The sequence below is a fragment of the Nocardia sp. NPDC003693 genome, from assembly GCF_053981095.1.
This window is the reverse complement of record NZ_JBSFNO010000024.1, coordinates 48,422-60,723: the sequence shown is the minus strand read 5'-3', so window position 1 is coordinate 60,723 and position 12,302 is coordinate 48,422. Positions and strand designations below refer to the sequence as shown.

Annotated in this window: 9 protein-coding genes; 2 read left to right on the top strand and 7 right to left on the bottom strand. The window is 70.0% G+C overall.

Annotation, left to right across the window (positions count from 1 at the left end; genetic code table 11):
* Nucleotides 1–31: 31 nt before the first annotated feature.
* The 6 genes from ACWDOP_RS24625 to ACWDOP_RS24600 form a co-directional block, all read right to left on the bottom strand.
* Nucleotides 32–1,408, bottom strand: coding sequence for a styrene monooxygenase/indole monooxygenase family protein (locus tag ACWDOP_RS24625; RefSeq protein ID WP_456346942.1), 1,377 nt, complete (start codon nt 1,406–1,408; stop codon nt 32–34).
* Nucleotides 1,405–2,859, bottom strand: a complete 1,455-nt coding sequence (locus ACWDOP_RS24620) for an LLM class flavin-dependent oxidoreductase (RefSeq protein ID WP_456346941.1) — start codon at nt 2,857–2,859, stop codon at nt 1,405–1,407. The genes ACWDOP_RS24625 and ACWDOP_RS24620 overlap by 4 nt, the downstream gene beginning before the upstream one ends.
* Nucleotides 2,856–4,079, bottom strand: a complete 1,224-nt coding sequence (locus ACWDOP_RS24615) for an acyl-CoA dehydrogenase family protein (RefSeq protein ID WP_456346940.1) — start codon at nt 4,077–4,079, stop codon at nt 2,856–2,858. The genes ACWDOP_RS24620 and ACWDOP_RS24615 overlap by 4 nt, the downstream gene beginning before the upstream one ends.
* Nucleotides 4,076–5,224, bottom strand: a complete 1,149-nt coding sequence (sfnG, locus tag ACWDOP_RS24610; protein WP_456346939.1) for a dimethylsulfone monooxygenase SfnG — start codon at nt 5,222–5,224, stop codon at nt 4,076–4,078. The genes ACWDOP_RS24615 and sfnG overlap by 4 nt, the downstream gene beginning before the upstream one ends.
* A 191-nt stretch (nt 5,225–5,415) precedes the next feature.
* Nucleotides 5,416–6,327, bottom strand: coding sequence for a LysR family transcriptional regulator (locus ACWDOP_RS24605; RefSeq protein WP_454202123.1), 912 nt, complete (start codon nt 6,325–6,327; stop codon nt 5,416–5,418).
* A gap of 156 nt (nt 6,328–6,483) precedes the next feature.
* Nucleotides 6,484–7,344 carry a helix-turn-helix domain-containing GNAT family N-acetyltransferase gene (locus tag ACWDOP_RS24600; protein WP_456346938.1) on the bottom strand — a complete coding sequence of 287 codons (861 nt, stop codon included), beginning with the start codon at nt 7,342–7,344 and terminating at the stop codon, nt 6,484–6,486.
* Nucleotides 7,345–7,444: 100 nt separating this feature from the next.
* Between ACWDOP_RS24600 and ACWDOP_RS24595 the strand changes: the two genes are divergently transcribed.
* Nucleotides 7,445–8,785 (top strand): NAD(P)-binding domain-containing protein, encoded by a 1,341-nt coding sequence (locus ACWDOP_RS24595; protein WP_456346937.1) that lies wholly within the window; start codon nt 7,445–7,447, stop codon nt 8,783–8,785.
* Nucleotides 8,786–8,789: 4 nt separating this feature from the next.
* On the top strand, nt 8,790–10,010 hold the full coding sequence (locus ACWDOP_RS24590) for an MFS transporter (RefSeq protein ID WP_456346936.1): 1,221 nt from the start codon (nt 8,790–8,792) through the stop codon (nt 10,008–10,010).
* A 23-nt stretch (nt 10,011–10,033) separates the two neighbouring features.
* Here the strand turns inward: ACWDOP_RS24590 and ACWDOP_RS24585 are convergent, their stop codons facing one another.
* Nucleotides 10,034–11,935 (bottom strand): CocE/NonD family hydrolase, encoded by a 1,902-nt coding sequence (locus ACWDOP_RS24585; protein ID WP_456346935.1) that lies wholly within the window; start codon nt 11,933–11,935, stop codon nt 10,034–10,036.
* Nucleotides 11,936–12,302 lie beyond the last annotated feature (367 nt).

Genomic DNA, 12,302 nt, shown 5'->3' with positions numbered 1-12,302 from the left:
ACGGCGGGTGCGTGACGGTGTCGGGTGCGGATCAGGCGGTGGTGAGGCCGCCCGCGTAGGCCGAACGGCCGAACCGCCCGGCGGGTTCGAAACGGGCGAGAATCGCGTCGGCGTCCTCGCCGGTCGTATCGGTGATGAACCGCTTCGCCGCGTCGAGGGAATCCACCGGCAGGAACGGTTTGGGCAGATGCAGCAGCCCGACCAGCGCCGAGGCGAAGACCGGGTCCACCGCCGCGGCGGCGAAGAGCGTTCCGCCGATCTCGGCGAATTCCGGATCGCCCAGGAACAGCCGCGTCACCCGGTTCGCCGCGTCACCGCGCGCGGCCAGGAAGGACCGGTACTGCCGGGTGATCCATTCCGCGTCGAAGGGTCCGTCGTGCACGGCCGCGGCCGCGACCAGCCGCTGCGCCTGGATCAGCCCGCTCTGCGCGCCCTGTCCCGCGATCGGATCGTAGGCGGCGGCGGTATCGCCGAGCGCGGCCACCGCGTGCCCGCCCGACGTATGACCGACCCCGGCCCGGACCACCGGTCGCACAGCGCCTTTCAGCCACGAGTGCGGATCCTCGGAGATCACCTGCGCGGCCAGCACCTCGGGCAGATCCCAGTCGATGTGATCGCGGTAGAGATCCTGAACGACCCGCAGCGCCGACTCCGCGGACTCCGCGGTGGCGAAACGCTGCTCCCACTCGCTGCCGGGACGCGCCCAGCCCAGGAACGCCCAGCTGGGACCGGCGTCCTTGTGCAGGTACGGCCCCCACCAGCCCTCGCCCTGGTCGGCCAGGATGGAGAAGCCGCTGTGCGCGCCGCCCGCGCGGCTGCGGTGCGCGAACACGCTCTCATCGTGCCCGAGGCCGGTGACCGTGACCGTCAGCAGCGAGCGCTGCGGGGCGGCGTAGGGGCTGCGTGATGCGTCCACGGGGAACAGCTCGGACAGTCCGCCGCGCCCGGTGGCGACCAGGGTCAGATCGGCCGCGGCGGCGATGGCGTCGAGGGTCTCCGGGGTCACCTGCTCCACGACGAAGCGGCCGCCGCGTTCCAGGAACGCGGTCAACCGCTCGTCGGCCTTGAGCCGGGTGTCGACGGCGACGCCGGCGTACCCCTCGAAATGCCCGTCGAACTGGATCAGTTCCTCGCGCTCGGGTCCGGCGATACGCACGCTCAGGCCGGTGTGGCGGGGTGCGCGGGCGGTGTAGGTGTCCAGGCCGAGGGCGGCTTCGGCCTGCTGGGTTTCGCCGAACTCGAGGGCGGTACCGGTGGCCGGGACGTCGTCGCGCAGTGCGCGCTGATCACGGTCGCTGTAGAGGGTGACCTCGAATCCGGCGTCGAGCAGTCCCAGCGCAGCGGTGACGCCGGTCTGCCCGGCCCCGATCACGGCGGCCGAGCGGGTGGAGGTGTGCGAGGTGGTCATGCGTGAATCTCCCGTCCTGTCGGGGAAGGTGCGATGGCGGATTCGGTGCGGGACACCGATGGGGGCAGGGCGGTGGAGCCCGGCCCGCCGAGGCGGTAGCGTGCGCCCCGATGCTCGGGCGGCAGTCGATCGCCCGCCTCGAACAGTGCGTTGCGCAGGGTGCCCGGGACGTAGTCGGTGGCGTACGCACCGCGTTCGGTCAGTGCCGGAACCACGTGCTGGACAATGTCTTCGAAGCTGCCGGGGGTGATGGCGTAGGCCAGGTTGAACCCGTCCAGGTCGGTGTCGGCCACCCAGTCCTGCAGCTGGTCGGCGACCGTTTCCCCAGAGCCGACGAAAACCGGTCCCATACCGCCGATTCCGGCCCAGCGGCCGATATCGCGAACGGTCCACTCGCGGCCGTCGTCGTCGAACTCCTGGAAGGCCGCCACTGCGGATCGGATGGCGTTGCTCTCGACCTGCCCGATCGGATCGTCCAGGTCGTAGGTGGACAGGTCGATGCCCATCCAGCCGGACATGAACACCAGCCCGCCCTCCACGCTGGCGTAGGACTGGTATTCCCGGTGTTTGCGGTGCGCCGCCGCGTCCGTGGCGTCGGTGATGATGGTCGCCAGCGCGTAGACGCGGGCCGAATAGCGGTCCCGGCCCGCGGCTTCCAGGGCGTCGCGGATGCGGGACACCGTCTGCGCGAGCACCCGTTTGGAGGGGCCGGCCACGAAGATCGCCTCGGCGTTCTCGGCGGCGAACCGGACCCCGCGCGGGGAGGCGCCCGCCTGGTAGATGACCGGGGTGCGCTGGGGCGAAGGTTCGGACAGGTGGATGCCGGGCACGGTGTAGTGCTCGCCTTTATGTCCGATGTGATGCACCTTCGCCGGATCCACGTAGACCCCGCGGACGGCGTCGCGCACCACCGCGTCGTCCTCCCAGGAGCCCTCCCACAGCTTGTACAGCACCTCGAGGTACTCGTCCGCTCGGTCGTAGCGCTCGTCGTGGTCCAGCTGATCGTCCGCGCCGAAATTCCTTGCGGCGGAAGGCAGGTACCCGGTCACGACGTTCCAGCCCACCCGGCCCTTCGTCAGATGATCGAGGGTCGACAGGCGGCGCGCGAACGGATACGGGTGCTCGAAACCGGTGCCGGTGGTGATGCCGAAGCCGAGATGTTCGGTCACCGCCGCCATGGCCGAGACCAGCAGCAGCGGATCGGCCACCGGGATCTGCGCACCCTGGCGCAGGGCCGCGACATCGTCGCTGCCGTACACGTCGTAGGTGCCGAGCACATCGGCGATGAAGATGCCGTCGAACCGCCCGCGCTCGAGCAGTTTCGCCAGCTCGGTCCAGTAGGCGAGGTCGGTGTACCGGTGCGATTGATCCTCGGGATGGCGCCACAGGCCGGGGGACTGGTGCGCGACGCAGTTCATGTCGAAGGCGTTGAACCGGATTCGGCGCGTCATGACGGGGCCTCGGTGGACGGCGTGCGGTCCCCGGCGCTCCAGGCGAACGGCAGGTCCGTGCCGTTGAGGAGGTGATCGCCGATGGCGCGGGCCTTCTGGATGGCCGGATTGTGCACCGAGATGGTGCGGGCGTTGCGCCAGTGCCGGTCCAGGCGCAGACCCTCCGACACCGACGACGCGCCGCCGACCTCGAACAGCAGCGTGGTCGCGGGCAGGACCAGGTCGATGACCGCCAGCTGGGCCCGGGCGGCGGCGAGTTCGGCTGCCACGACCAGGCTTTCGTCCCGCGCGCCGTCCGCGAGGACCTCGTCGAGCACGTCGGCCACCGCCAGCACGCTCGCCTCGGCCGCGAACGCGGCGGCGGACAGTCGCCCGATCACCTGCTGCACCAGGGGATCCCGGCGGGGCAGGTCCGCGGCGGAATGGGTATAGCCGCGAGTGCGGGCCGACACCCATTCGCGGGTATCGCGTTCCGCGCGCCGGGCGATGCCGGCCAGCACCGCCAGCTGCACGAGCTGGAGGTAGGACGTGGCGTAGGTGGGGCCGGGCGCGCCGTACCCGGGACCGAGAATGCGGTCCTCGGTCACCGCCACCGCGGTGAACTCCGTGGTGCCGCTGGCGGTGAGCCGCTGGCCGAACCCGTCCCAATCATCGTGCTGGCGTACACCTTCGGCGTTCGCGTCGACCAGCACGCCGACTCGCTCGCCGTCCCGATCCGCCGCCACCAGAATCTGATCGGCGTACAGCGAACCGGTGCTGTAGAACTTCGTACCGTCGAGCCGCCAGTGCTCCCCGTCGCGGGTCAGCCGGGTCCGGTAGCGGTCGACCGCGCCGACGCCCGGCTCGGTGATGGCGTTGCCGACCAGCGTGCCGTCGGCCACCGCCCGCAGCCAGTGCTCGCGCACCGGTCCGGGGGCGGCCAGCAGTTGATCCTCGACGAATGCGAACTGCACTCGAAGCGCCTGCGGCAGATTCGATTCCGCGGCGGCCAGTTCGATCAGCAGCCGGAACAGCTGGCGCACCGTCACGCCGTAGCCACCGTCGGCCACCGGCACCCGCAGCGCGCCGAACTTGGCCGCGCGCAACCAGTTCACCTCGTCGAACGGCAGTCGCCGGTCGATCTCGCGGGTCACCGCGCCCGCGGCGATGCGCTCGAAGATCGGGCCGAAGATGGCGTCGAGTTCGGCGTCGGTCGTGGTCTGTGACTCGACGGTGGTCATCGCGTCGCTCCCACCGGCTCGGGGGCGCCCGCGCCGGAGGCCAATTCGGCTTCCAGTTCGCGCACGATCGGCAGCACGTTCTTCCCGAAGTACTCGACTTCCTCGTGGTAATGCAAGAATCCGAGCAGCAGCAGGTTCACCCCGCGCTTCTTGTACTCCACGATCCGGTGCGCGATCTGCTCGGGCGTGCCGATGAGCTTGGAGCGGAAGCCGTCGTTGTACTGCACCAGGTCCTCGAAGCTGGAGTCGGCCCACATGCCGCGCTTGTCGCCGGTGGAGCTGCCCGCCTGCTGGACCGCGCCCCGGAAGCCCTCCACGGCTTCGGGATCGGCCTTGGCGATGATCTCGCGCAGGGTCTCCTTCGCCTCGGCCTCGGTGTCGCGGGCGATGAGGAAGCCGTTGAGTCCGAAGCGGACCGTGCGGCCGTGCTCGTCGGCCGAGGCGCGGACCTCGGTGATCTGCTCGGTGATGCCGTCGAAGTCCTTGCCGTTGCTGAAGTACCAGTCCGAGACGCGCCCGGCCATGGCGCGGGCGGCGGTGGAATTGCCGCCCTGGAAGATCTCCGGATGCGGGCGGCCCTCCGAGGCAAGGGGTTTGGGCTTGAGGTCGTAGCCGCGCAGGCGGTAGAAGTCGCCGGCGAACTGGGCCGACTCCTCGGTCCAGCTGCGGCGCAGCACCTCGATGAACTCCTCCGAACGCCGGTAGCGCTCGTCGTGTTCGAGCCACGGTTCGCCCAGTGCGGTGAATTCGCCCTTGAACCAGCCGCTCACCACGTTGACCGCGGCGCGGCCGCCGGAGAGGTGATCGGTGGTGGCGATGAGCTTGGCCAGGACCGCCGGCTGCCAGAAGCCGGGATGCACGGCGGCGATGACCTTGAGGCGTTCGGTGGCCAGCAGGAGCGCGAGGCTGAAGCTCGTCGACTCGTGCTGGTAGGCGGCGCCGTAGCTGGCCATGTAGCGGACCTGGGTGAGCGCGTACTCGAAACCGTTGTTCTCGGCGAGTACGGCGAGTTTCCTGTTGTACTCGTAGCCCCAATCGGTGCGCTGCTCGATATTCGAGACGACGAGGCCGCCGCTCACATTCGGCACCCAATAGGCGAATTTCAAGGGTTCGGCGTAGATGTCATTGTGTTTGTCCGCGGACACAGGGCTTCTCCATCGTGAAAGTCGGTGAACTGGAAGGAATTCCCGCGCGCGCAGTGTGGCGCGATCAGGAAGTGCCGCGACAACAGCTCTGGTTGCTCATGATCACCAGCCTAGGAGTAGTGAAATGTACTGTCCAACAGGCAAATTCGACTCCGTGATAAGTTTTCCCTACCACGCGGGGCAGGCTGCGGTCAGGCCGCTCGCGCGCCAAGGGAACCCGCCCGCCGGACCAGGACGTCGTGCAGTGAACGCGCCGCGTGCGGCAGCGCCCCGGATTTGCGCCGCTGTGCCACCAGCATTACCTCGGTGGCGCGGCAATCGAGCGGACGCCAGGTGATCACGCCGCTCTGTTCGAGTGGATCACCGGCGATGCTGTAGTCGGGAAGAACGGTGACCCCCAAGCCATTCGCCACCATGATCTTGCCCATTTCCGCGCCGTCGGTGGAATAGGAGAACAGCGGTTGCCGCCCGTCGAGCAGCCGGTGCACGAAACGGTGCATGACGTATCCGGACCGCATGACGATCAGCGATTCGCCCAGCAGATCCTCGACCCCGACCTCGGGCAGTCTCGCCAGCCGGCTGTCCGGCCGCACGCACACCACCGGCCGGCCCCGCAGCAGCTCGGTGCTGTGGAACTCCGGCGCGAGATCGTCACCGTGCAGGTAGTTCACCAGTCCTAGATCGAAACTGCCCTCGCGCAGCGCGGTGTGGATCTCGGACTGCTGCGCGTCCACCACTTCCACCTGCGTCTGCGGATGCGCCTCCCGGAACTCCCGGATCGCGGGCAGCACCAGCGACACCGTCGCGGCGTTGACGGTCCCCACCCGGACCATGCGACTGACCCGGTGCTGCTCGTCGGCCGCGCGCCGCAGCAGGTCCACCGCCTCCACCACCTGCGCGATATACGGCAGCAGCTCCCGCCCCTGATCACTGACCCGCGCCCCCGACCGCCGCCGGTCCAGCAGGTCGACCCCCAGCTCCCGCTCCAGGTTCCGCAGCGTCTCACTCAGCGCCGGCTGCGACAGGTGCAGTTCCTCGGCGACCCGCCGCAACGACCCCAGCCGGGTCACCGCCTGAAAGTATTCGAGCTGCTCGATCCGCATGGTCCCTCTTCGTCGGTCGCTACTCCCGCATGCTCTCCCGCATCGAGTGTGCGCGCCGATGCCGGACGGTTGCAGGGTTGCGATCACCGAGAGTCGATGCCCGCCGAGGTGTCGGAACGACGTCGACGTGCCGCTGGGCCGGTGGCCGGAATCGGGCTACGAGCGCGCGCCGCGCCGTTCCAGCAGGACGGTGTCGCGCCACGTGCCGCCGAGTTGCGCGATCCGCTCGCGGACGCCAATCGTCCGGAAACCGGACTGATGATGCAGCGCTATCGCGGCTCGGTTCTCGGGGAAGATCGAGGACTGCAGGGTCCACAGGCCCGCCTCGTCGGCGGCGATGACCAGGGTGCGAGCCAGGGCTTTGCCCACGCCGCGGCCGCGTGCGGCGGCGGCGACGTAGATCGCGGTGTCGGCGACGCCGTCGAGGTACCCGCGGGTCGAGACCGGGCTCAGGGCGGCCCAGCCGACCACCCGGCCGTCGATCTCGGCGACCCATCGGTGATCGGGTAGCCACCGGCGCTCCAGTTCGTCGCGAGTCGGCGGTTCGCTCTCGAATGTGGCGTTGCCCGTGTCGATTCCCTCGGCGTAGATGCGGCGGACCGCCTCCCAGTCGGCATCGTTCAGGGCGCGGACCGAGACGTCGCCGGGGACGTTGTCGGGGCAGCACGGTCGCGCGGGGAGTACGCCCATGACCGCGTCGGCCGCGTGCGGGAGGCCGGTGCAGCAGGCCGGGTTGATCGCCACGACCGTGCTGGTGCGGTCCTTGTGGACGTTGACGAACCCGACATCGACCAGCTTGCGCACGTGGTGCGAGACCGTGGGCTGACCGACGCCGAGCGCCTCGGCCAGTTCGCCGACCGTGATGCCCGCGGGCCGGGTGGCCACGTGGTGTAGCAGGCGCACGCGGGTCGGATCGGCCAGGCAGGCGAACCAGGCCGCGTAGGTGGTCGCTTCGGCGATCGGCAGCGTGTCCACGCGATGGTCGGTGCGTACGACAGGCATATCCAGCGACGTCATGGCTCCCACTATATCGATACACATCGATGGTTGCCTTCATCGACATCTATCGATACAGTTCGTTCATTCAATCGATGAGCATCGATGAAAGGGACTTCTGATGAACGAGCTGCCCGTTGTCGTGGTGGGAGCCGGGCCGATCGGCCTGGCCGCCGCGGCCGAACTGCGTGAACGCGGACTGACCCCGCTGGTGTTCGAGCGCGGCGCCACCGCGGGCGCGGCGGTGGCCGGATGGAACCACGTCCGGCTGTTCTCCCGCTGGGGTGAGCTGGTCGCACCGGCCGCGCGCCGCCTGCTCGAGGCCGCCGGATGGACCGCCCCGCAACCGGATTCGTACCCGACGGGACAGGAATGGGCCGGTGACTACCTGATCCCGCTCGCCGCGGCGCTCGGCGACGACGTCGTGCGGACCGGGACCGAGGTGATCGGCGTGGCAAGGCGCGGGCGTGATCGAGTGGTGGACGCCAGCCGCGACACCGAGCCGCTCTCGGTGCGGGTGCGCCGAGCCGACGGCCGCGAGGAGCGATTCCTGGCCCGCGCGGTGATCGACGCCTCGGGCACCTGGAACGCGCCGAACCCGCTCGGCGGCGACGGCCTGCCCGCGCTCGGCGAGCACACCGCCGCCGACCTCATCTCCTACCGGGTGCCGAATCTCGACGACGCCGCTGTCCGGGCCGAGTACGCGGGCAAGCACATCGCCATCGCGGGCAGTGGCCACTCGGCGCTCGGCGCGATCGTCGCGCTGGCCGGGGTGGCCAAAACCGTTCCCGGAACCCGAATCAGCTGGCTCCTGCGCCGGGGCGAGGTCGGCAACACCTTCGGCGGCGGCGCCGACGACCAGCTGCCCGCGCGCGGCGCGCTGGGCCAGCGGGCCAAGGACGCCCTCGAGACCGGCCTGCTCGCGGTGGTGGCCGGATTCCGCACCGCCGCGGTCGAATCCGAGCCCGACGGCCGGCTGACGCTGGTATCCGAGGCGGGCGCGCGGCTCGAGGGCGTCGATCGCGTCGTCGCGCTGACCGGCTTCCGTCCGGAACTGTCGTGGCTCTCGGAAATTCGGCTGAACCTGGACCCGGTGCTGCAGGCCCCGGCCGAGCTGGCTCCGCTGATAGATCCGAACGTGCATTCCTGCGGAACGGTGTATCCCCATGGGGTGAAGGAACTCTCGCATCCGGAGCCCGGCTTCTACCTCGCCGGGATGAAGAGCTACGGCCGTGCCCCGACCTTCTTGGCGCTGACCGGTTACGAGCAGGTGCGCAGCATCGCGGCCGAACTGGCCGGTGACCACGAGTCCGCCGTCCGGGTGGAGCTGACCCTGCCCGACACCGGGGTGTGCGGCGGTGCGGGCGTATTCGACGAACCCGGCGCCGCCGCGCCCGAGAGCGCGGGCGGCTGCTGCGGATCCCCGGCACCGCAACCGATCACCCTGGGCGTGGGCAACTGACTCGATGATCTCCACCGACAACGACGCGTGGACCGGCACTCTCGATCGTGCCGGTCTGCGCCGGGTCCTGGCCGTGCTGTGCCTGACCGAAATCACCAGCTGGGGCATCCTGTATTACGCGTTTCCCGTACTGGCGGTGTCCATCTCCCGCGACACCGGCTGGTCGCTGCCGGCGATCACTGCGGCGTTCTCGCTCGGTCAACTCCTCGCGGCGCTGACGGGTATTCCCGTGGGGCGCATCCTCGATCGCGTCGGACCGCGCGTGGTCATGACGGCCGGGTCGGTCTTCGCGGTGCCCGCGCTCGTGATGGTCGCGCTCGCGCCGAATATCGTTGTGTTCTATGCCGGTTGGTTCCTGGCCGGGCTGGCGATGGGCGCGGTGCTCTACCCGCCCGCGTTCGCGGCGCTGACCCGCTGGTGGGGCGAGGACCGGTTGAAAGCGCTGATGATCCTCACCCTGGCCGCAGGTCTCGCCAGCACCGTGTTCGCGCCGCTGACCGCCGCGCTCGAGCAGGGTACGGACTGGCGCACAACGTATCTGGCGCTCACGGCGATCCTGGCGGTGGTGACGATCCCGACCCACTGGTTCGGGTTGCGCGGTCCGTGGCCTCATCCACCCGCGCCGCTCCACGAATCGTTCGACGATCACGCGGGCATCGCCCGCAGCCGCGCCTTCGCCCTGCTCGTGATCACCCTGTGCCTGGGCGCGTTCGCGACCTCCGCCGGTGTATTCACTCTGGTTCCGCTGCTACAGGAACGCGGCTTCTCACCGACCCTGGCCGCGCTCGCGCTGGGCCTCGGCGGCGCCGGTCAGGTGCTGGGCCGCATCGGCTATCTGCCGCTGGCCGCGCGCAGTACGGTCATGACCCGCACCCTGGTCATCCTCACCGCCACCGCCGTCGCCACCGCGCTGCTCGGCGTCGTCACCGGCGTCACGGCGTTGATCGCGGTCTCGATCGGCGCGGGCCTGGTCCGCGGGATCTTCACCCTGGTGCAGGCGACCGCGATCACCGACCGCTGGGGCGCAACGCATTACGGGCGACTCAACGGCATCCTGTCCGCGCCGGTGGTGATCGTGATGGCCCTCGGGCCGTGGGCGGGCACGGCGTTGTCGGCGTGGACCGGCAGCTTCGCTCGCGCCTACCTCGTGCTGGGCGCCATCGCGCTGCTCGCGGTCGGTACGGGCGCACTGGCCAAGACGCGCGCGGTGCCGTCGGCGGGGTAGGCGGTCGCGGGTGCCGTTCCGAATCAGTCGGCCGGGTCGACCGCCAGAAAGCTCAGGTAGGCCGGGTGATCCGGATCCAGTACCACGGACTGGCCGGCGATCTTCCGGCGCAGGGCGGGCGGGAGCCAGTGGCGGGGGAAGCTCGCCGGCGCGATGGCTACCCGCAGGCGGTGGCCCGCGCGCAGGACGGCCTCGGTCGGGTTGATGTCGATATCGATGTCGAACGGTTCGCCGGGGACCACGGGCAGGACCGAATCCGCGCGTAGCGGGTGCAGCGGGGAGATCATTTCACCGTCTAAGTAGGTGCTGTTCTTCTCGTCGATCGCGCGCAACGAGGACAGCAGTGCGCCGCGGGTCAGGGCCGCCGACGTGCCGTCGGGCTCGACATCGGTGACCGTGACCGACCAGAACGCCTCCGTCCCAGCGGTTTCCACGCGCAGGTGCAGATTCAGGGGGCCGCTCAGGACCAGGTCCGCGGGCAACGGCGCCGTGGTGAAGGTGACGGCCGCGGCCTCGGCCCGGCGATCATCGGGCCTGCGGTCGCGGCGCAGCAGGCCGGCCATGCCGAGTGCCATGACCGAGGTGTTGCTGGACGCCAGGTGGCCGCGCCCGGTGGGCAGCGGCACGTGGACGGGGTCGGCGGGCGGGGCGCTCTCCAGTGACCCATCCGCTCCGGCGTGCGGGGCGGAACCGCTGGGGTCGGCAGAGAGGTAGAGGCGGTGCACGGTCGCGGCGGGATCGGGAAAACTCGGCCGTGCCACCCACCCGCCGCCGCCTTGCGCGCGAACCGTCACCGGCCCGAAGCGGTCGATGCCGTTGTCGATTCCTCTGAGCCAGTGGTCGAACCAGGCGCACTGCAACTCGTCCAGAGCCGCCGGATTGCCCGGTTCCCCGAAGCCGGAACCGAAGCTGATGTGATAGCCGTCATCGACGAGCACCTGCTTCGCGCCGCCGTCGAGCGGAATGCGGTCGTACATGCGGAAATTGGAGCGGTTGTAGACGTCGTGCCAGGCCCCGTGGATCCAGGTGGCCGCCGAGATCTCCTCGAAGCGAGCGGTTCTGGCGGCCCACTGATCGTTGAGGAAGGCATCCGGGTGCGCCTCACCGGTGGCGATGCGGGCGGCCCAGCCCATACCGCTGAACGGGCTCCGGAGCCGATCGCGCAGGTACGGCGCGAGGATCCGATTGCGCACCATGCCACGCGCGGAGGGGAGCCATTTCGCGGCGTTCACCCCTGCCATCCACAACCCCATGCCCGGCGTCGGCACGCCGCCGGTCAAACCGAGTTCGCGCATCGGATCCTCGCCGCCGACGATCGCGAAGACCGCGTCCAAGCCCTCGGGCCGATGACCGGCGGCGATCAGGGCGGCGATGGCGCCGTAGGACACGCCCGTCACCGCGAGATGCCCGTCGCACCAGGGCTGTTCGCGAATCCAGGCCAGCGTCTGCACGTAGTCGAGTTGCTCGCGCGGTGCGAAGAAGTCCCAGACGCCGGTGGAGGATCCGGTGCCGCGCACGTCCACCACCAGACTCGCGTACCCGCGTTCGACCAGGGTGCGGTTGGTCGCCCACACGTCCACCGCCCCGCCCGCCGGAGTATGCAGCACATCGCGACCGGTGAATCGGCGCCGATCCGACCCGGCTCCCGCACCGGCAACCCGCCGCGCGCTCCCCGCGACCCGCGCGGCGACCCGGTTCGCGAGCCGGTTGTAGGGCGTGAAGTTCACGACCACCGGAAACGCCCCGCTCTCGGGCGTATCCGGCGTGCGCGCGGGCCGAATCAGGTCCGCGCACAACACGACACCGTCGGACATCTCGATGGCGACCGTCGGGTCCAGGTGCGCCGCAGGGTACCGGGCGGGTCCGATGTCGAATCGCGCGTCGGGCGGCAGGGCCGGCGATCCGGGGTGCGAGGGCACGGACATGGGCGGTCCTCCGACATCATCGTCTCGGCGGCATACGGACTATCCGTCTGAGACAACAGTCGGACAGATTCATGGTGCACGACCCGGCGCGCTCCGGGCAGTGCATCAGCGGCAGAAAAACGAAGTCGGTCTTTGGCTCGACGCACAACGCCGGGCCGTGCGGCCCCGCGTCACCGGTTACCGCTCGCAGGACCGGGATTCGAAGCTCGACCGGGCGGTGTAGCTCACGGTGGGCAGGTAGGGCCCGTGACGTCGACTTCGCCACGGAGCACCGGGAAGTACTGCTCGCTCGAATCCGGTGTCGGGCATGATGTTCCGGATTGAACCCGCAGCTGCGGACGTGGCACCGCCGGGCGAGGATTCATCC